This is a genomic window from Chromobacterium sp. ASV23 (assembly GCF_016428945.1).
Taxonomy (GTDB): domain Bacteria; phylum Pseudomonadota; class Gammaproteobacteria; order Burkholderiales; family Chromobacteriaceae; genus Chromobacterium; species Chromobacterium sinusclupearum.
Genome location: NZ_JAELTR010000028.1, coordinates 15,526 through 36,912, shown reverse-complemented (window position 1 = coordinate 36,912; position 21,387 = coordinate 15,526). Strand labels below are relative to the sequence as shown.

The window sequence follows — 21,387 nt, the reverse complement described above, 5'->3', positions numbered from 1 at the left end:
GGGCGGCGGGCCATGGCCGTCAGGCGATGGTGGCTCCCAGCCTCGCCTGATTTGCGGCCGTTTGTTCCGCGTCAGTCCATTCCCAATCACATGCCGAAAGCGGCTGCTACACTGCTTAAGTAGCCTCCACTCCCCCGCTTTCGATCATGCCCCACGAACTGAACGAAGAGCAGCGCGAGAAGCTGCTGGAAAATCTGGTGATTCCGCCGCGCCCAGAAATTCTGGACCGTTTGCAGGCCTTGCGCCATGACAGCGAATCGCCGCTGCAAGAACTGAGCGAGCTGGTCGGCAGCGATCCTGCCTTGGGCATCGCCATGCTGAAGGCGGCCAATTCCCCCGCCTTGGGCCAGGGCCGCAAGATTCAGTCCATCGCTCAGGCCATCAACTTGCTTGGCGTCAACAATGTGATCAATCTGGCCAGCGGCCTGGTGCTGCGCAGCCGGCTGACGCAGGAAACGCCGCAGGCGCTGGAGGTGTTTTGGGACAAAGCAATGCAACTGGCCACGGTGTCAGGCCTGCTCAGCGAGCGGCTGGCCCATGTGCCGGACCAGTGCCAGAGCTTCGCGCTGTTCCACGGCTGCGGCATCGCCATCCTGCTGATGCGGCAGGCCGGCTATTCGCGCACCTTGCAGCTGATGGAGCTGGCCGACGACGAACGCATATGCAAGGTGCAACAGCAGCTGCACGGCACCGACCACACGGTGGTGGGCTATCTGGTGGCCAAGGTCTGGCACATGCCGGAAAACTTTGCCCGCGCCATCCTGCTGCAGTACGACCCGCAGATATTGGACACCGGACCAGACGCCCTGCTGGACCATGAAGGCCGGATGATGGTGGCGGTGACGCGCGCGGCGCAGCACGCCTGGCGGACCTCGCTGCCCGGTCATGAAGACCCAGGCTGGCCGCAGCGCCGCGCCGCCGTGCTGGCCTACCTGGGATTGGACCTGGTGGAGTTTGAGGACTGGTGCGACCATCTGCACCAGCAGATGGCCGGCAACTGATACGACATAAAACCGGCAGCGCAGTGCAAGATTTTGCAGCCGCGCTTAAGCCAGGTAGCGCGCCTCCAGATGCGCGCGATAATGGGCCGGATTCAGCGCCTCGCCCGTCGCCCGCCGCACCAGCTCGTCCGTCGTCCACAAACTGCCTTGGCTCCAGATGTGGGCCTGCAGCCAGTCGAATACCGGCGACAGATCGCCTGCCGCGACGCGGCCATCCAGATTCGGCTCCTGCCGGCGCAAGACGGCGAAATACTGCGCCGCGTACATCGCGCCCAGCGTGTAGCTGGGAAAGTAGCCGAAGGTATCGGTCCAATGGATGTCCTGCAGGCAGCCGTCGCGGTAGTTGCCGCGGGTATCGATGCCCAGATAGGCCATCATCTTCTCGTCCCACAGCGCTGGCACATCCTCGGCCTCGATCTCGCCATTGATCAACGCGCGCTCGATCTCGAAACGCAGAATCACATGCGCCGGGTAGCACAACTCGTCGGCGTCAACGCGGATGTAACCAGGCTCGACGCGGGTATAGAGCCGCGCCAGGTTGTCGGCTTCGAACGCCGGCTGGTCGCCAAAACGGCGGCGGATCAGCGGCGCGATCAACTCCAGGAAGCCGCGGCTGCGGCCCAATTGCATCTCGAACGATAGGCTCTGGCTCTCGTGAATGCCCATGGAGCGGGCGCGGCCCACTGGCTGCTCCACCCATTGCCGCGGCAGTCCCTGCTCATAGCGGGCATGGCCGGTCTCATGGATGATGCCCATCAGGCTTTGCACAAAATCGTCTTCACGGTAGCGCGTGGTGATGCGCACATCCTCCGGCACGCCGCCGCAGAACGGATGGTTGCTGACGTCCAGTCTGCCGGCGTCGAAATCGAAGCCCAAGAGCTGCATCACCTCCAGACCCAGATCGCGCTGCAAGGCCACCGGGAACGGACCCGTCGGCTGAATCACGGCCTCGCCGGCCTGTTTGGCGCGTACGGCCTCGATCAGGCCCGGCAGCCAGGATTTGACGTCATCGAAGATGCGCGCGATATCGGCGCTCTTCATGCCCGGCTCGTACTTGTCCAGCAGGGCATCGTAGCGGCTTACGCCGTTGATCTGCGCCAGCAGCGCCGCCTCTTCGCGCGCCAGCCGCAACACTTCGCGGAAATTGACCAGGAAACCCTGCCAATCATTATCCTTGCGCTGGCTGCGCCAGGCGTGTTCACAGCGCGCGGCCGCCAAGGATTTGGCCTCTACCAGTTCGGCCGGAAGCAGATTGGCTTGCTGCCATTCGCGGCGCATTTCGCGCAGATTGGCGCGTTGCGCCGGGTCCAGGTCTTCTTGCTCCGCGGCCTGCAGCTGCTCCTGCAATTGCGGCTCGGTGATCAGCTGGTGCATCAGCACCTGCAGCTCGGCCTGGGCAGCCGCGCGCGCTTCATTGCCCTTGGGCGGCATCATGGCGGCCTGATCCCAGCCAGCGATGGCGCCGAGATGGCCAAAACGATGCAGTCTTTGAAAAGTGTGGCTGAGGCTTTGATAGGCCTTTTGATTCAGCATGGCATCCTCCTTTGTATGGATTTCACCCCATACTCACATGACACTATTTAATGGTCAAGCGCGGAAAATCATGCTGAAAAACAATAAGAAACAAGGGAATTTGTGCTCAGAAAAACCTGTTTAGGATGAGTTTTACTCACGCACTCTTACCAGATGCGCCCAAGCGTTGCGAGGCAAACGGAAAGGACTGCCAATGCGGGAAGTACTCTCGCACCAGTTGGCGCAGGTATTCGCCGTCTTGTTGCGAATCCAAATGCAGCAGCAAGGCATCCACAGCCATGCGGTAGCTGCTCGCATGAAAAGGGTGGGGATCAAGCAGAAACAACAAGGCCTGCAGCAGCGTTTCGCGACGGCGGATCTCGTCTTCCGCCATGCCGTCTTCGAATAGCTTGCCAAGGTAAAGGCCCAGCGAGGGCGGATAGCGCTGGAAACCTGTCCGCCGCATCAACTGCAGCAGCGCATCCAGCGATCCCTGCAACGGCATGTCGAGGTTGCGCACAGTGAAGCCGGCGCCGGAGGTGATCTCCATCACCTTCTTCATGTCATCCAGCCAGAAGTAGAAAAACTCGCGGGCGCAGGTCACCGCCAGCAATTTCTCCTGCAAGGGACAGCCGGCCAGAAACACGTCCACCCCGGCATGATAGCTGTCGACATCCCGCCGCTTGCCGGCCAGGCCGTCCAGCAGCTTCTGCAACAGCTCGCGCCGCGCCGCCACCACATCCGGCGTGGCGCCCAGCCGTTCAATCAAATGCAGATAGGCCGTCAATGCGTCCTTCAGTGCCGCCATCTCCGCTCCTTGCCCGCCATGCTCGCACACTCCCATATTCCCACTGTTTGAGCATACAACGCTTGGCGCAACAAAATGATGACTGCCAGACCCAACCGCTTAAGCTTGCGGCCGCAAGTTCAGCCGCAAATCGCCGCCAACCTTGGCCACGTCAACGATTTCCAGACGCGTCTTGTCGGCCAGATCCTCCAGCGCCGGCCAGGAGAACAGGCCGCACGCAGCGTCGCCGGCCAGCGCCGGCGCCAGATACAGCACAATCTCGTCAACCAGCCCGGCGCGCAGCAGCGCGCCGTTGAGGCCGGCGCCGGCCTCAACCATCAGCTCATTGATGCCGCGTTCGCCCAGGCGGCTCAGCAACGCGGCCAGATCGGCCTTGCCCCCGCGCCGACCCAGAATCAGCGGCTCGACGCCCTGCGCGCGGAATGCCGCCAACTGCGCCTCGTCATCGACGCAGGTGGCCAGCACGCTTCGCCCGCCAGGATAGATGCGGCTGGAAGGATCGGTGCGCAGATCGCCGTCCAAAACCACCCGCCACGGCTGAACCGCCACCGGCACCTCACGCACCGTCAACTGCGGGTCGTCCGCCAGCACCGTGCCGCTGCCGGTGAGGATGGCGCAATGCGCGGCGCGCAAACGCTGCACGTCTAGCCGGGCTTGCGGCCCGGTGATCCACTTGCTGCTGCCATTCAGCAGCGCGGTCTTGCCATCCAGCGTGGCCGCGGCCTTCAGCATCACCCACGGCCGGCCGCGCTCGACGCGCGACAGAAAGCCGCGGTGCACGCGGCGCGCCTCTGCCTCCATCAGGCCCGCCGCCGCGGAAATGCCGGCGGCCTGCAGCATGGCGATGCCGCGGCCTGCCACCTCATGATACGGATCGACCATCGCCGCCACGACGCGGTCGATGCCCTCGGCGATCAGCCTCTCCGCGCACGGCGGGGTGCGGCCATGGTGGCTGCACGGCTCCAAGGTCACGTAGGCGGTAGCGCCGCGCGGGCTATCGCCGCGCGCCAGGCAATCCTTGATGGCCTGGATTTCCGCGTGATCGGAACCCACCGCCAGCGTCGCGCCCTCGCCTATCACCTTGCCTTCGCGCACCAGCACGCAGCCGACGCCGGGATTGGGCGCGGCGCGGCGGGTCGCGCCTTCGGCCAGCCGCAGCGCGCGCTGCATATACAGGTGATCGTCGGCGCTGTAATCCATCATGCTTGATTCTTCCATTCATCGGCCAATAGGCCGTAACAACGCATATTCCAGTAGCGGCCGTTTAGATACTGCGCGTCGCGCAGCTCGCCTTCCAGCCGGAAGCCCAGGCTTTCCGCCACCTTGCAGCTGCGGACATTTCCCGGCGCGCAACCCAATTCCACTCGATGCAGGCCCAGCTCGTCGAAACCATGGCGCAATAGCTGCCGCAGCGCCTGCTGCATCACGCCCTTGCCGACATGACAATCCGCCAGCCAATAACCGATGCGCGCATAGCGATGCACTTGGCTGATGCCGTGCAATGAACAGATGCCGGCGATCTCGCCGTCCACTTCGATCAACCGGTGGGCGCTGCGCCCTTCCGCATTGCCCTGAACCTGCTGCCGCAGAAAAACCGCGGTATCCGCCGCCGACTGCGGCTTGACGATGCCGGCCATCCATTGGCTCAGCGTGGCGCGATAGCTTTCAATCAAGGCATACAGCGCCGCCGCATCGGCAGCGGGATCGGCGGGCCGGATGGTCACCGTGGGCATCGCAATCCTTTCCACTCCCTGTCCAGCAGGCTGTACTGGCAGGCATCATGGTAGCGACCGTGCAAATACAGGCCGTCGCGCTGCACGCCTTCCAGGCTGAACCCCAGACGCTCGGCCACCGCCCGGCTGCGCGCGTTCTCCACGCCCGCCACGATGGCGATGCGGTTCAGGCCTCGTTCGCCGAATCCGATATCCAGCGCCTGCGCCACCGCGCCGCGCATCAGGCCGCGGCCGACAAAACGGTCGGCCAGCCAGTAGCCCAGGTAGCCGGAACGATGCAGCGCGCTGACGCCATGGATATCGATGCAGCCGGCCAACTCGCCGTCCGATTCGATCAACCAGGTGGCACAGGCCCCGCCGTTGCGCTGGCCATCGGCGATGCCGGCTAGAAACTGCCGGCTGTCTTCCACGCTGCGGGTGGCATCCACCCATGGCAGCCAGGCCCGCAGCGTCTGGCGGCTCTCGTCTATCAATGCGAACAGCCGCTCGGCGTGGTCAACGCCGGGCGGCAACAGGGCAAGGTGTGTCTGGGCGAGGGTAGTCATGGCATCTTTAAAATGACAAAGAAATATCCAGACTAATCAGCCCTCTCCCAAACTGTCAATGCGATGACTTTTGAATTTCCTTGATCGCATCGGTAAATTCGGAAATATCCTGGAAACTGCGGTAAACCGAGGCGAAGCGGACATAGGCCACTTTATCCAGCCGCGCCAGCTCCGCCATCACCATCTCGCCGATCTGCCGGCTGCTGACCTCGCGCTCGCCCAATTGCAGCAGCTTATGGCAAATGCGGTCTATCGCCTCGTCCACCAGCGTGGTGGACACCGGCCGCTTGTGCAGCGCGCGCAGGAAACTGGTGCGCACTTTCTCGATGTCGAACTCGGAACGGTGGCCTGCTGTCTTCACCACCTGCGGCATGCGCACATCGGCGGTTTCGAAAGTCGTGAAGCGCTTGTCGCAGACGGGGCAGCGGCGGCGACGGCGGATGCTGCTGCCATCCTCGCTGACGCGGGAATCGATCACCTGAGTGTCCGGGTTGCCACAAAACGCGCATTTCATGACAAGAATCCTGAGAGTTGCAATAAATAGATGTTATCAGCAAAGCCTCGCCAATACATCGCGGCCATAAAAAAACCGCCCGGCTAGGGGCGGCTTCTTCACAGCGCGAAACGGATTTACTTGGCGTAAACCGGGAAGCGATGGCACAGCGCGGTGGCTTGCTCGGCCACGCGAGCGATCAGCGCGTCGTCGTTCGGATTGTCCAGCACGTCGGCCACCATATTGGCTACGGCGATGGCCTCGGCTTCCTTGAAGCCGCGCGTGGTGATGGCCGGGGAGCCGATGCGGATGCCGGACGTCACGAACGGGGTTTCCGGGTCGTTCGGGATGGCGTTCTTGTTGACGGTGATGTGGGCGCGGCCCAGCAGCGCGTCGGCCGCTTTGCCGGTCAGGCCCTTGGCGCGCAGATCCACCAGGAACACATGGCTCTCGGTGCGGCCGGAGACGATGCGCACGCCGCGCTCGGCCAGGGTTTTGGCCATGATGGAGGCGTTCTTCAGCACCTGTTCCTGATAGATCTTGAACTCGGGCTGCAGCGCTTCCTTGAAGGCCACGGCCTTGGCGGCGATCACATGCTCCAGCGGGCCGCCTTGCAGGGTCGGGAACACATTGCTGTTGATGCTCTTCTCGAACTCGGCCTTGGCCAGAATGATGCCGCCGCGCGGGCCGCGCAGGGTCTTGTGGGTGGTCGAGGTCACGAAATCGGCATGCGGCACCGGGTTCGGATACAGGCCGGCGGCGATCAGACCGGCGTAGTGCGCCATGTCGACCATGAAGTAAGCGCCGACTTTCTTGGCGATCTGACCCATGCGCTCGAAGTCGAAACGCAAGGCATAAGCGGATGCGCCGCCGATGATCAGCTTCGGCTTGGTTTCCATCGCCACGCGCTCCATGTCGTCGTAGTCGATTTCTTCCTTGTCGTTCAGGCCGTAGGCGACGATGTTGAACATCTTGCCGGACAGGTTGGCCGGAGAGCCGTGGGTCAGGTGGCCGCCATGGCCCAGGTTCATGCCCATCACGGTGTCGCCCGGCTTCAGGATGGAGAAGTACACTGCCTGGTTGGCTTGCGAGCCGGAGTGCGGCTGCACGTTGGCGTATTCCGCGCCGAACAGTTGCTTGACGCGGTCGATGGCCAGCTGCTCGACGATGTCCACATGCTCGCAACCGCCATAGAAGCGCTTGCCCGGGTAGCCTTCGGCATACTTATTGGTCAGTTGGGAGCCCTGGGCTTCCATCACTGCCGGGCTGGTGTAGTTCTCCGAGGCGATCAGCTCGATGTGATCTTCCTGGCGCTGGCACTCGGCGGCAATCGCGGCGGCGAGTTCGGGGTCGAATTTGGCAATCGTCTGGTCGGCAGCAAACATCGTCTGGCTCTTCCATCAATAGGTTAACGATCGGGCCATTCTACACGAAATGCCCAAACTGAAACCTTAACGTGAAGCAAGCGCCCGGGCCCCGACCAGACCCGCCAAGCAGAAGGCCCCGCACGATGCGGGGCCCCTTACTCCTGGTAACTTACAAATCGTCCGCTGTGAAAAACAGCGGCACGCCGTCGCGGCTTTCCGGTTGCAGCTCTGGCAGCACATGCACTTCTCGCACGCGGCACTCGTTCATCAGCTCGCGGAAGTTTTCTTCGATCAGCTTGAGGTTGTCCAGCGAAGCCAGCGGCCAGACGAAGCCTTCCCAGTTGCGCTCGTCTCCCTTGGCGGAAACGGTGAAGTGCAGCTCGCCGTTTGCATGCGCGGAAACGATGGCCACCGGCTCCTTGTCCAGTTCGCGCAAGCGGCGGATCTGGCTGCTGGCGAACACTTGCAGCGCCACCTCGAAGCGTGCATGGTTGCCGGCCACCAGCGCCTGCATCGCCGGCAGCGGCGGCCGGGCAATCGGGAACAGCGTCACGCCATCGGTCTTCAGCTGTTCGCCCAGGAACTTCATCAGCGGCATGCCCCAGGCGCCGACCGAACCGCCTAGCCTGACCGGACACGCCTCGCCTTCGCGCTGCACGGCCACGCCTATCAGGTAGCGCAGGAATACGCCTTCCTCCTTCACGGTGACCGGCGCCGCCTGCGCCGGCAAGCTGTCGCGGGCAGCCTCGCCTTGCCGGGCCATCCTATATAAGGTCAGCGCATCCAGGCCCACCAGGCTGTCCGGATGCAGCAACACGCCGGACAAGGCCGCGTCGCCGTCCGCGGCGAACACGCCATGCTGGCGCAGCAGCGCGTTCAAGCCTTCGACATCGGCAATGGCTCCGGGCAGCTCGACCTGCTCGCGGCTGCCGGCCACCAACACCAGCGGCAAGGCGAATACCAGCGCGCGCGCGTCGCCGGTCTCTTCTACGGCCTGGCGCAAAGCGTCCCAGACGATCTGATAGCAGGCCTGCGTCGGCACCATGGCCAAGGCCACGGAGATCGACAATACCTCGCCACGCTGCAACATCTCGTCGATTGCGCCCACCAGGGCCTGGCGCCACATATCGCGCTCGCCGGCGTCCGGCGCGCCCAGCACGGACTGGGCATGATGGATCAGTCGGTTGGTCAGAGAAACTTGCGGGTGATATTGACGCGGATCGGGAAGAAGGTGACGGACAGCGTCCATGGGCGGGCATCCTGCAACAGTCGAAAAAACCGTATTGTGGCACAGCCGCCACGGGCTTGCTCGGCCACGATCGCAACATGACAAAAACGTAAACCCTTGCCAGAATTGCGCCCACAAACAATAAATGTATTTAGGCGCGACAAAAAGTTATATTTCTCGACATTTTCGGAAACGCACATGTTGACACCTGGTAGCGCTATCCGGATAATCCGTTCTCGTTGAGATGCAGCAATTGCTTCTTGATAGTTTCTCCTCTATTTCTCCTTTGTAGACTTGGCGCGGGCCGTAAGGCACCGCGCATTTTTTTTGCCCGCCCCACCGCCAACTCTTGGCAAAACTCTTAAAAATCATTGCGATACGCACAGTTTCTTCATAATTCCACCCGACACACCCCAGCGCAAAACAGCAAGCATCTACTATCCAAAATCAGATGGTCGATTATGCAGTCGTACGGGAAAGCCACAATAGCCATGCTGAAAATGTAAAAAAATACCTTACATTATACCAATGTACTTTAAGAAATATTTCACTTTCGAAACAAAACGAATAAGTAGCAGGAAGAATTGTTCGATTTGGCGATAACTGAACACGTAGAAACAGCGCGGGGATGGGTCTGGATGGACTGCAGGCAAGGCTGCAAGTTCCCAATTGTCCTACAAGGACAGCGCCATAATAGCACCATTGCCTTCCAGAATTATGACAATGATCAATACCTAACAAGATAGCCAAAAGCGGAACCCGCCCCACCGCCGCTGGTCACAATCCCTTCTGCCACCCTACTCTCACCATGCCCATCAACAGCATCAGCCTGGCCGGCTTCCGCTCGATCCGCAAACTGACACTGGAGCTGGAGGCCCTCAACGTCGTCGTCGGCGCCAACGGCTGCGGCAAATCCAATTTGTACAAGGCCATCCATCTATTGCACGCCTCGGCCGAGGGCCGGCTGGCCGCCGCGCTGGCCGAGGAAGGCGGCATCCAGAAAGCGATGTGGGCGGGCGGGCCGCGCCGGGGCGACAAGGCCCGCGGGCCTAAGCGCATGATTCTGTCGGCCAGACTGGATGGCTACGACTACGAGCTGCAACTCGGTTATCCCGAACCCAGCATGAGCCTGTTCTCGCTTGACCCGCTGGTGAAGGAGGAAAGCCTGTGGCTGGCCAGCCAAGGCCGCAGGCCTTCGACGCTACTGCTGGAGCGCCGCAACCAGGCGGCCTTCCTATGCGGCGTGGATGGGGAACGCAACACCTATCCGGCCAGCCTGCGGGCGGAAGAATCCATCTTCGGCCAACTGGCCGAACCGCACCGCTACCCGGAGCTGTCGCAACTGCGGGAAACCTTGCGTCGCTGGCGCTTCTATCATGAATTCGCAGTCTGGCCGGGCTCGCCGCTGCGCGCGCCGCAGGTGGGCATACGCTCGCCCGTGCTGGCGCACGACGGCGCCAACCTGGCCGCGGCCTACCAGACCATTGTCGAGATAGGCGACCGCGATTTGCTGCGCAGCGTATTGGCCGAGGCCTTTCCCGACAGCCATTTCCTGGTGGATGCCGCTCAGGGCCGTTTCCAGATGCTGATGCAGCGAGAGGGCTTGCTGCGGCCCTTGGAGGCCTCCGAACTGTCCGATGGCACGCTGCGCTTTCTGTGTCTGACAGTCGCCCTGCTCAGCCCGCGTCCGCCTGCCTTCATGGCGCTGAACGAACCGGAAAACAGCCTGCATCCGGCGCTGCTGCCGTCACTGGCGAGGTTGATAGCGGAAGCCAGCCGCTACAGCCAGATCTGGGTCACCAGCCACTCGCCGCATCTGGCCGAACTGATCCGCCGTCATCGTCCGCTTAAACTGTTTCCGCTCGCCCTGCAGGACGGCGAAACCCTGCTGAACGACGACCACTGAAGCGATTTATCCCCAGCCGCCGCCAGGCGGTTTTTTTACGTCTTTTGATCGTATTTTTCTTTATTTTCGCCGATATGCCGATTTTATAGTCCGAACCTGCGGGGAACTCTGCCAAGCCAGCCTGGGTCTGACCCCTGTCTTGTTTATTTTATTCAACACTATGTATAGAAAATTATGTTCTCCATTATTGCTGGCCTGGGCCTTGTTGTTCGCGGCCATTGTCTGTGAAATTATCGGCACCTCCTTCATGGCCATCGCGGCTCGCAACGGCGGCCATCTGGGTTATATCTGGATGGCGGGCGCGCTGGCCTTGTCTTATTACCTGTTGTCTCTGGCCCTGCGCGGCATCTCGGTCGGCGTGGCCTACGCCGTATGGGAAGGACTGGGTCTGATTGGACTCACCATCGTCAGCGTCTGGCTGTTCGGCGAAAAGCTGGTGCCGCAAGAGCTGATTGGACTGGCGCTGGCCTTGCTGGGCCTGACTTGCGTCACGCTGGGCGAACCTCATGACGAGGAGGCCGCAGCATGAAAACCATGTATTTAGTGTTTGTGCTGGCCTCGGCGCTGATAGAAGTGGGCGCCAATCTGATGCTGGAAAAATCTGACGGCTTCCGCCGCAAACTATGGGGCATCGGCGCCATCCTGCTGGTATGGATAGCCTTTGCGCTGCTGGGACAGGCCGTGAAAGGCATGGACTTGGCCATCGCCTATGCCTTGTGGGGTTCCATCGGGATTCTCGGCACCGCCATCGGCGGCCGCCTGCTGTACAAACAAAAACTGAAGCCTATCGGCTGGGCCGGCATCGGCATCGTCGCTGCGGCGGTGGTGACGCTGTCCACCGTCTAAAACAGCCAGGCCCGAAAATTCCACCGTCCCGAGCGGGACCGCGGCGAAATTTTCAGGCCCGCCTGGAACAAAAGGGGGAGGCCGAGCGCCTCCCCTTTCATTAGGTGCGTCGCCACTTTGGGGTGACGCACCCTACGCTTTTTTATTTACGCTCCACTTGAGACACATCGCGCACCGCGCCGGTATCCGCGCTGGTGGTCATCGCGGCATAGGCGCGCAGGGCCGGGCTGACCACGCGGCTGCGGCCCACAGGCTGCCAGGCGTCGCGGCCCTTCGCCTCCATCGCGGCGCGGCGTTTGGCCAAGACCTCATCCGACACGGCCAGATGGATTCGACGGTTCGGGATGTCGATTTCCACCGTGTCGCCCTCTTCCGCCAAGCCAATCGCGCCGCCCTCGGCCGCTTCCGGCGAAACATGGCCGATGCTGAGGCCGGATGTGCCGCCGGAAAAGCGGCCATCGGTCAGCAAGGCGCAGGCTTTGCCCAGACCCTTGGACTTCAGGTACGAAGTGGGATACAGCATCTCCTGCATGCCCGGGCCACCCTTGGGGCCCTCATAGCGGATGATGACGATATCGCCGGCGACGATGCGGTCTGCCAGAATCGCCTCCACCGCCGCGTCCTGGCTTTCAAAGATGCGCGCGCGTCCGGTGAACTTGAGGATGGATTCATCGACGCCGGCCGTCTTCACGATGCAGCCGCGCTCGGCGATATTGCCGTACAGCACGGCCAGGCCGCCGTCCTGCGAGTAAGCGTTGGCCTTGTCGCGGATGCAGCCATCGGCGCGGTCATTATCCAGCGTCGGGTAGCGCATGCTTTGCGAGAAGGCGATGGTGGTGGCCACGCCGCCCGGCGCGGCGCGGTAGAAGCGGTGCGCCTCGCTGCCCTCGCCGTGGCGCATCACATCCCATTGTTCAATGGCCGCGCCCAGGCTGGGGCTATGCACGGTGGGCACATCGCGGTGCAGCAGGCCGGCGCGGTCCAGCTCGGCCAGGATGCCGATCACGCCGCCGGCGCGATGCACGTCTTCCATATGATACTTCTGCGTGGCCGGCGCCACCTTGGACAGACACGGCACGCCGCGGCTGATGCGGTCGATGTCGGCCATCTTGAAATCCACCCCGGCCTCGCTGGCGGCGGCCAACAGGTGCAGCACGGTATTGGTGGAGCCGCCCATCGCCACGTCCAGGCTCATCGCGTTCTCGAAAGCCTGCTTGGTGGCGATGCTGCGCGGCAGAACGGAATAGTCCTCGCCCTCGTAATGACGCTTGGCCAGCTCGACGATCAGGCGGCCGGCCTTCAGGAACAGTTCCTTGCGGTCGGCGTGGGTCGCCACCAGGCTGCCGTTGCCGGGCGAGCTGAGGCCCAGCGCCTCGGTCAGACAGTTCATCGAGTTGGCGGTGAACATGCCGGAGCAGGAGCCGCAAGTCGGACAGGCGGAACGCTCGACGCGGTCCACATCCTCATCCGACACCGCGCTGTTGGCGGCCTCCACCATGGCGTCCACCAGGTCCAGCTTGCGCACCTCGTTGCCCCACTGCACCTTGCCGGCCTCCATCGGCCCGCCGGAGACGAACACCACCGGGATGTTCAGCCGCATGGCGGCCATCAGCATGCCCGGGGTGATCTTGTCGCAATTGGAGATGCATACCAGCGCGTCGGCGCAGTGCGCGTTGACCATGTATTCCACGCTGTCGGCGATCAGGTCGCGGCTGGGCAGGCTGTACAGCATGCCGCCATGGCCCATGGCGATGCCGTCGTCGATGGCGATGGTGTTGAATTCCTTGGCCACGCCGCCGGCTTTTTCAATCTCGCGCGCCACCAGTTGGCCCATATTCTGCAGATGGACGTGGCCAGGCACGAACTGGGTGAAGGAATTGGCGATGGCGATGATGGGCTTGCCGAAGTCGGCGTCGGTCATCCCGGTGGCGCGCCACAGCGCGCGGGCACCCGCCATATTGCGGCCGGCGGTGGAGGTGCGGGAGCGGTATTGGGGCATGATGCTTCCTTTAATAGGTTCAAAGCCGGTCGTCATTCCGTCACGCAGGCAGGGTAAGCTTGCGGCGGCTGGCCCGCGGGTGCCGGGTGGGCCAGCCTTTTGCCTAGGCGTCGCGGATGAGCGGCGCGACGGCGGGGAACGCTTTCCGTATAATCTCGTCAACCATTTCTTTTACCGCAAACGCACATCCCTGACAAATGCTGATTCATCCTCAGTTCGACCCGGTCGCCGTTCATCTCGGCCCGCTCGCCGTGCACTGGTACGGCCTGATGTACCTGCTGGGCTTCGCCCTGTTTCTCACCCTGGGCAAATACCGCCTGAAAAAGGGCAACGACGTGCTGACCGTGCCGCAGCTGGACGACATGCTGATGTACGGCGCAGTCGGCGTGGTGGTGGGCGGCCGCCTCGGCGAAGTGCTGTTCTATCAGCCCGGCTTCTATTTCAGCCATCCGCTGGAAATCTTCATGGTATGGAAAGGCGGCATGTCCTTCCATGGCGGCTTCATCGGCGTGCTGGTGGCCGTGGCGCTGTATGGCCGCAAGATAGGCCGGGGCTTCTGGCAACTGACCGACTTCATCGCGCCGCTGGTGCCGCTGGGCCTGGCGGCCGGCCGCGTCGGCAACTTCATCAACGGCGAGTTGTGGGGCCGCGTCGCCAGCCCAGACCTGCCATGGGCCATGCTGTTCCCGCAGGCCCGGATGGACGACATCGCCGAGGCGCAGCAGTCGTCGGACCTGATGAACATGCTGATGCATTACGGCGGCCTCACGCGCCACCCCTCGCAGCTGTACGAGTTTGCGCTGGAAGGCATCGTGCTGTTCGGCGCCCTGTGGCTGTACAGCGCCAAGCCGCGCGCGCGCGGCCAGGTGTCGGCGGTATTCCTGATCGGCTATGGCCTGGCCCGCTTCATCAGCGAATACTTCCGCAATCCCGATGCCGGCATCTTCGGCAAGTCCGACGTGATCAGCATGGGCCAATGGCTGAGCCTGCCGATGATCGTCATCGGCGTAGCGCTGTTTGTGTTCTTCGGCAAACGCAAGCCTGCTTGAACCGCCCCATCCAGCATGCAAAAGCCGGGATCATTCCCGGCTTTTTTCATGCATGCCCCACCAAAATAACAAAATAAGGAATATGTAACTAATTTTTTAGAATTTATTGGAATTAATCAAGCAGGGTAAGATGGCGCCAATCGATTCCGCATCATTAGCACTTTACAAGGCTCGCCATGAACAAGACCCTCGCTCTCGCACTCGCCGTCGCCCTGACTTCCACCGCCGCCCTGGCCGACCGCCTGGACGACATCAAGAAAGCCGGCGTGCTGCGCGTCGCCGCCTTCGACAGCAACCCGCCGTTCGGCTTTCTCGACGCCAAGAGCCGCCAGATCGTCGGCCTGGATGTCGATGTGGCTCAGCACATCGCCAAGAAGCTGGGCGTGAAGCTGCAATTGATCCCGACCAACCCGGCCAACCGCGTGCCGCTGTTGGTGTCCGGCAAGGCCGACATCGTCGCCGCCAACTTCACCGTGACCGACGAGCGCAAGAAGCAGGTGGACTTCAGCCTGCCCTACTTCGCCTCCGGCCAGCAATTCATCGTGCGCAAGGGCACGCTGCAGAAGCCGGAACAGCTCTCTGGCCTGCGCGTGGGCGTGGACAAGGGCACGACGCAGGAAGTGTATCTGCGCGAGAAATACCCGAAGACCACGGTTGTCGCCTATGACGACACCCCGCTGGCCTTCACCGCGCTGCGCAACGGCAACGTGCAGGCCATCACCCAGGACGGCTCCAAGCTGGCCGCCCTGCTGGCCAACGCGCCGGACAAGGCCAAGTATGAGCTGGCGCCGTTCACGCTGACCCGCGAATACCAAGCCATCGGCCTGCCCAAGGGCGAAGCGCGTCTGACCAAGGCAGTCAACGACACGCTGCAGCAGCTGGAAAAGAGCGGCGAAGCGGCCAAGATCTACGACCACTGGTTCGGCCCCAAGACCAAGGCCCCGCTGCCGCGCGATTTCAAGATCGGCGACGCGACCTGACACTAGCTGTTCCGCTGTCCACAACCGCCGCGCGCCGGCGGTTTTGCCGTTTCACGCCGTAGAAAGAAATTTGCATGACCCCTCCCTCCTGGCTCGGCCATAACTGGCTGGAGCCGCACTATCTGGCCTGGCTGGCCAAGGGCGCGCTGCTCACCGGCTGGCTGTCGCTGCTGGTGGTCCTGGCCGCCAGCCTGCTTGGCATTGTCTTCACCGCGCTACTCGACAGCGGCTTGCGGCCGCTCCGGCTGGCGACGCGGCTGTTCGTCGGCCTGCACCGCAACACGCCGCTGATGGTGCAGCTGCTGCTGTGGTATTTTGGCGTGTCCGGCCTATTGCCGGACGAAGCGAAAATCTGGCTGAACACGCCGCACGCCTTGGCGCTGCCCTTTGATCTGTCCTTGCCTTGGCCCTCGTTCGAGTTCCTGGCCGCCTTTACCGCCTTGACCCTGTACAGCGCGGCTTTCATCTGTGGCGAGCTGCAGTCCGGCCTGAACGCCGTGCCCAAAGGCCAGCGTCTGGCGGCGCGGGCGCTGGGCATGAGCGGCTGGCAGGTATTGAGCCTGGTGGTGCTGCCGCAGGCCTGGCAGCTGGTGAAGCGGCCGTTGGTGGGCCAGTACACGGCCATCGTCAAGAACACCTCGCTGACCATGGCCATCGGCCTGGCGGAGCTGTCTTACGCCTCGCGCCAGGTGGAAACCGAGACGCTGCTGGCCTTCCAGGCTTTCGCCGTCGCCACCGCGCTGTATCTGATCCTGGTGCTGCTCACTCAGTTGCTGAGCCAGCGCCCCGATCCCGCCTGGAGGACGCTGCGATGATCCCGGCCGTGATTCACGACAATCTGGACTACCTGCTGTGGGGCAATCTCGCCAATGGCGAAGCCGGCGGCCTGCTGTTGACCGCCCTGCTGAGCCTGGCCGCGGCGCTGCTCGCCAGCGCGCTGGGCTTGGCGCTGGGCATCGCCCAGTCAATGGGCGGCGCGGCGCTGCGGCGCGCCGTGATGGCCGTCACCGCCATGCTGCGCGCCATCCCGGTGCTGATGCTGATCTTCTGGTGCTACTTCCTGCTGCCGCTATTGTTCGGCATCGACATTCCGGGCCTCGTCACCGTGATTCTGGCGCTCGCGCTGATCCACGCGGCGTATCTGGGCCAGGCCGTGCTGGCCGGGCTCAATGCGGTCGGCCGCGGCCAGTGGCAGGCCGGCCTGGCGCTGGGCTTCTCGCGCTGGCAGACGCTGCGCTGGCTGATCCTGCCGCAGGCGCTGCGCATCATGTTGCCGTCCTTCGTCAATCAGTGGGTGTCGCTGCTGAAGGACAGCTCGCTGGCCTATATCGTCGGCGTGGCGGAGTTCACCTTCGTCGCCACCCAGGTCAATAACCGCGAGCAGGTATACCCGCTGGAAATCTTCAGCGCCATCGCCGTCGGCTATCTTGCGCTGTGCGCCCTGCTGCAGCTGGGCGGGCATATGGCCCAGCGCCGCTGGCGCCGGGCCGCGTAATCACAGCTCGCGCCCGCCGCTGGCGATCACGCGCTGATACCAGAAGAAGCTGTCCTTGCGCACGCGGCGCAAGTCGCGGACATCGGTCTCGTCACGGTTGACGTAGACGAAGCCATAGCGCTTCTGGTAACCGTTGAGCCAACTCAGGATGTCGGTGAACGACCAGGCGCAGAAGCCCATCAGCGCCACGCCGTCGCTGATCGCTTCCTGGCAGGCCGCCAGATGGCGGCGCAGGTAATCGATGCGGTAGGCGTCATGGACCTGATCGCCGTCTTCCAGCCGGTCGAACTCGCCCAGGCCGTTTTCCGTGATCAGCACCGGCAGCGCGTAGCGGCTGGTCAGGCGGCGCAAGGCGATGCGCAGGCCGGTCGGGTCTATCGCCCAGTCCCAGTTGGACGTTTCCAGTTGCGGATTCGGCGTGGTGCGATACAAGCCGGGCACGCCGCTGGCCGGCGTGCTGCCCTTCTGCCCGGTGGTGTTGATGCGCTGCAAACCGACCCCGTCCGGCGGGTTGTCGGTATAGGTCAGCGTGTAATAGTAGTTGAGGCCGATGAAATCCGGCTTGGCCGCCGCCAGCGCCGCCATGTCGCCGGGCAGAATGTCCGGCGCTTCGCCGCGCTGGCGCAGCCAGGCCAGCGCCACTTGCGGATAGCGGCCGTAGCAGTAGGTGTCCAGCCACCAGTGATTGGTGAATTCCTCGGCATTGTCAAAGGCCAGCTGGTCCGTCGGCGCGCAGGATGCCGGATAGGCCGGAGAATAGGCGAAGCTTGGCCCGATGCGGCCATCCGGCACGAGTTGGCGGAACAGCTGGATGGCGCGCGCGTTGGCGAGAAAGGCGATGTGATTGGCGGCGTAGAAGCGCTTGCGGTCGGCCAGCGCCGGCGGGTGCGTCGCCAGCAGATAGGCGTTGCTGAGGTTGTAGTTCTGTTCGTTCAGAGACACCCAGGTCTTGACCCGGTCGCCGTAACGGCGGAACAGCAAGGCGCAGTAGTCGCCGAAGTCGTCGATGACGCGCCGGTCTTCCCAACCGCCGTATTCGTCCTGCAAGGCCTGCGGCATGTCCCAGTGGTATAGCGTCAGCACCGGCTCGATGCCATGCGCCAGCAAGGCGTCGATCAGGCGGTCGTAGAAAGACAGGCCGGCCTCGTTGGCTGCGCCGCGGCCTTGCGGCAGCACGCGCGGCCAACTGACGGAGAAACGGTAGGCTGTCAGCCCCATCTCGGCCATCAGCGCCACGTCCTCCTCCATGCGGTGGTAGTGGTCCACCGCAACGTCGCCATTGCTGCCCTGGAAAGTGCGGCCCGGCTCGCGCACGAAAACATCCCACACCGACAAGCCCTTGCCGTCGATATCGAAAGCGCCCTCCACCTGGTAGGCGGCGGAAGCGGCGCCCCACAGGAAGTTGTCGGGAAAAGGCTTGAGGCTGACGTGATCCATGGGGTGCTCCGGTCGAGAAGACTATCAATGATGGGCTATTGGTCGCCGCCGGCGCCACCAAGTTCACCCGCCGGTTTGACAAGGGACAAGAAAAAGCCCGCCAGGCGGCGGGCTCTCGGCAAAGGCTTTCGCGATCAGTCCAGATATTTCTTGAAGAACTTTTCCATCGCGCCATAGGCGGCGAAACGGTTTTCCTCGTTATGGAAGCCGTGGCCCTCATTGTCCTTGACGATGTATTCCACTTCCACGCCGCGCTTCTTCAGCGCATCGACGATCTGGTTCGATTCGTTGATGTTGACGCGCGGGTCCTTGGCGCCTTGCAGCACCAGGAGCGGGGTCTGGATGCGGTCCACATGGAATACCGGCGAGCGCTCGCGCAGCAGATCCTTATCCTTTTCCGGGTGGCCCACCATCTCGTACATCGAATCCAGGAACGGCTTCCAGTACGGTGGGATGGTGGTCATGAAGGTAAAGAGGTTGGACACGCCGACGTAATCGACGGCGCAGCGGTACAGCTCCGGCGTCTTGGTGATGCCGGCCAGCGTGGCGTAGCCGCCGTAGCTGCCACCGTAGATGCACACCTTTTTCGGATCGGCGATGCCTTGCTGCACCAGCCAGTTGACGCCGTCGGTGACGTCATCCTGCATCTTGCCGCCCCACTCCTTGAACGAGGACTCCCAGAACTGGCGGCCATAGCCGGTGGAGCCGCGGAAGTTCATCTGCAGCACCGCCCAGCCGCGGTTGGCAAAGAATTGCACTTCCGGATTGAAACGCCAGCTGTCTCGCGCCCATGGGCCGCCATGCGGATTGACGATCACCGGCAGGTTATTGGCGTCTTCCTTGCCCTTGGGCAGGGTCAGGTAGCCGTTGATGGTCAGGCCGTCGCGGCTCTGGTATTGGATGGGTTTCATGGCCGCCATCTTGTCGGCCGGCAGCCACGGCGTAATATCGGCCAGTAGCGTCAGCTTGTCGGCCTTGCTGTCGTAGAGATAGCGTTTGCCTTGAGTCCTGTCGCTCCACGCCGCCACCACGAAGCGGTCCTCGTTGCGGTCGGCGGACTGGATGTCCACTTGGAAACCGGGGAAGTGGGACTGCAGCTTGGCGTACAGCTCGCGCGCCTGCGGATCGAAGCACTCGCGGCCCGGCTTGTCGGTTTCGAAACCGGCGCAGGTGATGACCTTGCGTTTGTGGGAGTAGTTGAGGCCGTCCACGTCCACATCGTTGCGGGCGTAGATTTCCTTGATCTCTTTATTGGTCTTCGGGTCGTATTCGACGATGGCAGTCTTGTCGCGGCCCAGGTTGCTGGCGGCGTAGAAACGCTGGTTGTCGAAGGTGAAGAACAGCGGCGAGAAGCTCTCGCGGAAGGTGGTGGAGAGCAGCTTGCGGAACTTGCCGCTCGGCTCGTCGCGGTACAGCACGGTATTGTTGACGCCGTCGGTCTCGATGGCGATGCGGATATTGCCCTTGTGGTCCGTGCCCCAGCTGGTCACCTTGCCCGGATTTTCCGCTTCCAGCGTCAGCTTGCCGGTTTTCAGGTTCACTCGGTACACGTCGAAAATTTCGCGCTTGCGCTTGTTCAGGCTGATCAGCAGCTGGTCGTCCTTGTCGATCAGGCCGTCCACGATTTCCGCGCGCACGCCGGGAAACGGCGTCAGGTCGCGCGTCTTGCCGGTTTTCAGGTCCACGCTGAACAGGTGGAAGTTTTCGTCGCCGCCATTGTCCTTGACGTAGACCAGCCGGTCGCTGCCCTTCCAGAAATACCCTGCCAGATCGCGGTCTTTCACTGCCGTTACGCGCTTGTCCGGCTGACCGGGGCGGCGCACCACGATATTGCGGCGCGACTCCCACGGCGACAGGAAGGCCACGCTCTTGCCATCGGGAGAGACGGTGAAATTGGTTTGTTCCGGGTTGCGGAAAAAGTCGCGCAGCGGGATATCCGCCGCCCATACCGATCCAGACAGCAGCGATGCCGCCAGCGCGGTCATGATGGTTTGTTTCATTTTCATCCTCTGATTTCCATAGCATCCTCGCCGGGGTTCCGTCGAATGCGGATCGTCTGGCTAGAAAAGACGCCCAAAGATCATAGCCCCGGCGGTCCTTGCCCACAACATGCCAAAAGCATTTCGCAAGGAAAAAGCGCCGACACCCTGCTGCCTGACTACAATCGAAGCAAAGCGTTCCCGCGGAGATCGGAGAAAGCCATGGATATCCGCATTCTCGGCACCGCGGCCTGCATCGGCCAGCCCGGGTTGACCACCTGTCTGCTGCTGGGCCAGGACACCCTGCTGGATTGCGGCACCGGTTGCGGCAGCCTGGCGGCGGAAGAGATGCTGCGGCTGCGCCGCGTGCTGCTGACCCATAGCCACATCGACCACTGCGGCCTGCTGCCGCTGCTGGCCGACGTGCATGCCTGCCTGCGCGGCCCCGGCCTCGATGTCTATGCGCATGAGGCCACCCTGGACGCGCTGCGCGAACACGTGTTCAACGGCTGCATCTGGCCGGATTACACCCGCCAGCCGGCGCCCGACGCGCCCTGGCTGCGGCTGAAGCCGGTAGATGTCGGCGACACCGTGGCGCTGGAAGATGGCTTGGCCACCGCCTTGCCGGCCGAACACAGCGTCCCGGCGCTGGGCTGGCTGATCGAAGGCCCATGGCGCGCCCTGGCTTTCAGCGGCGACTCCGCCCCCTGCCCGGCTTTTTGGCAGCGCTTAGCCGGCACGCCAGCGTTGACCGATGTGATCTGCGAAGTCACCTATAGCGACGAACGCCTGCACGACGCGCAACAGCAAGCCCGCATGGTGCCGGCCCTGTTGGGCAGCCTACTGCCGCAGCTGCCCGCCAACGTCCATCTGTGGCTGACCCATATCGACCCCAGTTGCCGCGAGGCGGTGATGCAGCAGATGCTGAACCGCTGCCCGCCCGGCATGCACACCTGCCTGCTGAAAGAGGGTACGCTGATCGAACTTTGAGCCGCGATGGAGGAAGGAT

General features: G+C 62.9%; 21 protein-coding genes. 9 read left to right on the top strand and 12 right to left on the bottom strand.

The annotated features are described in order from the left end of the window. Positions 1 to 146 precede the first annotated feature (146 nt). Positions 147 to 1,001: an HDOD domain-containing protein gene (locus JHD59_RS12765; protein ID WP_199154527.1), complete on the top strand. Its 855-nt coding sequence runs from the start codon at positions 147 to 149 to the stop codon at positions 999 to 1,001. A 45-nt stretch (positions 1,002 to 1,046) separates the two neighbouring features. On the opposite strand, the gene JHD59_RS12760 is transcribed toward JHD59_RS12765, so the two are convergent. The 9 genes from JHD59_RS12760 to JHD59_RS12720 all read right to left on the bottom strand — a co-directional run bounded on the left by JHD59_RS12760 (position 1,047) and on the right by JHD59_RS12720 (position 8,887). Further along, entirely contained in the window at positions 1,047 to 2,534 is a 1,488-nt protein-coding gene (locus JHD59_RS12760) for a carboxypeptidase M32 (protein WP_199154526.1), read from the bottom strand. Positions 2,535 to 2,670: 136 nt separating this feature from the next. Next, on the bottom strand, positions 2,671 to 3,321 hold the full coding sequence (locus JHD59_RS12755; RefSeq protein WP_199154525.1) for a hypothetical protein: 651 nt from the start codon (positions 3,319 to 3,321) through the stop codon (positions 2,671 to 2,673). Positions 3,322 to 3,420: 99 nt separating this feature from the next. Then, entirely contained in the window at positions 3,421 to 4,524 is a 1,104-nt protein-coding gene (ribD, locus tag JHD59_RS12750) for a bifunctional diaminohydroxyphosphoribosylaminopyrimidine deaminase/5-amino-6-(5-phosphoribosylamino)uracil reductase RibD (protein WP_233164084.1), read from the bottom strand. Then, positions 4,521 to 5,054, bottom strand: a complete 534-nt coding sequence (locus tag JHD59_RS12745; protein ID WP_199154524.1) for a GNAT family N-acetyltransferase — start codon at positions 5,052 to 5,054, stop codon at positions 4,521 to 4,523. Before JHD59_RS12745 ends, ribD begins: the two co-directional genes overlap by 4 nt. Beyond that, on the bottom strand, positions 5,042 to 5,599 hold the full coding sequence (locus JHD59_RS12740) for a GNAT family N-acetyltransferase (RefSeq protein WP_199154523.1): 558 nt from the start codon (positions 5,597 to 5,599) through the stop codon (positions 5,042 to 5,044). The genes JHD59_RS12745 and JHD59_RS12740 overlap by 13 nt, the downstream gene beginning before the upstream one ends. Positions 5,600 to 5,654: 55 nt before the next feature. After that, positions 5,655 to 6,113: a transcriptional regulator NrdR gene (gene nrdR / locus JHD59_RS12735; protein WP_043625973.1), complete on the bottom strand. Its 459-nt coding sequence runs from the start codon at positions 6,111 to 6,113 to the stop codon at positions 5,655 to 5,657. 116 nt (positions 6,114 to 6,229) lie between these two features. Beyond that, positions 6,230 to 7,477 (bottom strand): serine hydroxymethyltransferase, encoded by a 1,248-nt coding sequence (gene glyA / locus JHD59_RS12730; protein ID WP_103320787.1) that lies wholly within the window; start codon positions 7,475 to 7,477, stop codon positions 6,230 to 6,232. 151 nt (positions 7,478 to 7,628) lie between these two features. Beyond that, on the bottom strand, positions 7,629 to 8,708 hold the full coding sequence (locus JHD59_RS12725; RefSeq protein WP_199154522.1) for a hypothetical protein: 1,080 nt from the start codon (positions 8,706 to 8,708) through the stop codon (positions 7,629 to 7,631). Next, a complete protein-coding gene (locus JHD59_RS12720; RefSeq protein WP_199154521.1) occupies positions 8,648 to 8,887 on the bottom strand; it encodes a hypothetical protein in 240 nt (79 codons plus the stop codon). Before JHD59_RS12720 ends, JHD59_RS12725 begins: the two co-directional genes overlap by 61 nt. Positions 8,888 to 9,495: 608 nt before the next feature. On the opposite strand from JHD59_RS12720, the gene JHD59_RS12715 reads away from it, so the two are divergent. The 3 genes from JHD59_RS12715 (at position 9,496) to JHD59_RS12705 (ending at position 11,439) form a co-directional block, all read left to right on the top strand. Then, positions 9,496 to 10,593, top strand: coding sequence for an AAA family ATPase (locus tag JHD59_RS12715; protein ID WP_199154520.1), 1,098 nt, complete (start codon positions 9,496 to 9,498; stop codon positions 10,591 to 10,593). Between the two features lie 160 nt (positions 10,594 to 10,753). Then, positions 10,754 to 11,122, top strand: a complete 369-nt coding sequence (locus tag JHD59_RS12710) for an SMR family transporter (RefSeq protein ID WP_255521395.1) — start codon at positions 10,754 to 10,756, stop codon at positions 11,120 to 11,122. After that, entirely contained in the window at positions 11,119 to 11,439 is a 321-nt protein-coding gene (locus JHD59_RS12705) for an SMR family transporter (protein ID WP_103320791.1), read from the top strand. The genes JHD59_RS12710 and JHD59_RS12705 overlap by 4 nt, the downstream gene beginning before the upstream one ends. Positions 11,440 to 11,581: 142 nt before the next feature. On the opposite strand, the gene ilvD is transcribed toward JHD59_RS12705, so the two are convergent. After that, positions 11,582 to 13,438 (bottom strand): dihydroxy-acid dehydratase, encoded by a 1,857-nt coding sequence (ilvD, locus tag JHD59_RS12700; protein ID WP_199154518.1) that lies wholly within the window; start codon positions 13,436 to 13,438, stop codon positions 11,582 to 11,584. 197 nt (positions 13,439 to 13,635) lie between these two features. Between ilvD and lgt the strand changes: the two genes are divergently transcribed. From lgt to JHD59_RS12680, 4 genes are all read left to right on the top strand, one after another. Continuing rightward, positions 13,636 to 14,487 (top strand): prolipoprotein diacylglyceryl transferase, encoded by an 852-nt coding sequence (gene lgt / locus JHD59_RS12695; RefSeq protein ID WP_103320793.1) that lies wholly within the window; start codon positions 13,636 to 13,638, stop codon positions 14,485 to 14,487. A 176-nt stretch (positions 14,488 to 14,663) separates the two neighbouring features. Then, positions 14,664 to 15,467, top strand: coding sequence for an ABC transporter substrate-binding protein (locus tag JHD59_RS12690; protein WP_199154517.1), 804 nt, complete (start codon positions 14,664 to 14,666; stop codon positions 15,465 to 15,467). Positions 15,468 to 15,541: 74 nt separating this feature from the next. Continuing rightward, entirely contained in the window at positions 15,542 to 16,282 is a 741-nt protein-coding gene (locus JHD59_RS12685; RefSeq protein WP_199154516.1) for an amino acid ABC transporter permease, read from the top strand. Continuing rightward, positions 16,279 to 16,962 (top strand): amino acid ABC transporter permease, encoded by a 684-nt coding sequence (locus JHD59_RS12680; RefSeq protein WP_199154515.1) that lies wholly within the window; start codon positions 16,279 to 16,281, stop codon positions 16,960 to 16,962. Before JHD59_RS12685 ends, JHD59_RS12680 begins: the two co-directional genes overlap by 4 nt. On the opposite strand, the gene JHD59_RS12675 is transcribed toward JHD59_RS12680, so the two are convergent. Both JHD59_RS12675 and JHD59_RS12670 read right to left on the bottom strand, forming a co-directional pair. Beyond that, entirely contained in the window at positions 16,963 to 18,399 is a 1,437-nt protein-coding gene (locus JHD59_RS12675; RefSeq protein WP_199154514.1) for a glycoside hydrolase family 1 protein, read from the bottom strand. A gap of 134 nt (positions 18,400 to 18,533) precedes the next feature. Beyond that, entirely contained in the window at positions 18,534 to 20,405 is a 1,872-nt protein-coding gene (locus tag JHD59_RS12670) for a S9 family peptidase (RefSeq protein ID WP_199154513.1), read from the bottom strand. Positions 20,406 to 20,600: 195 nt separating this feature from the next. On the opposite strand from JHD59_RS12670, the gene JHD59_RS12665 reads away from it, so the two are divergent. Further along, positions 20,601 to 21,368, top strand: coding sequence for a 3',5'-cyclic-nucleotide phosphodiesterase (locus JHD59_RS12665; RefSeq protein WP_199154512.1), 768 nt, complete (start codon positions 20,601 to 20,603; stop codon positions 21,366 to 21,368). Positions 21,369 to 21,387: the final 19 nt, after the last annotated feature.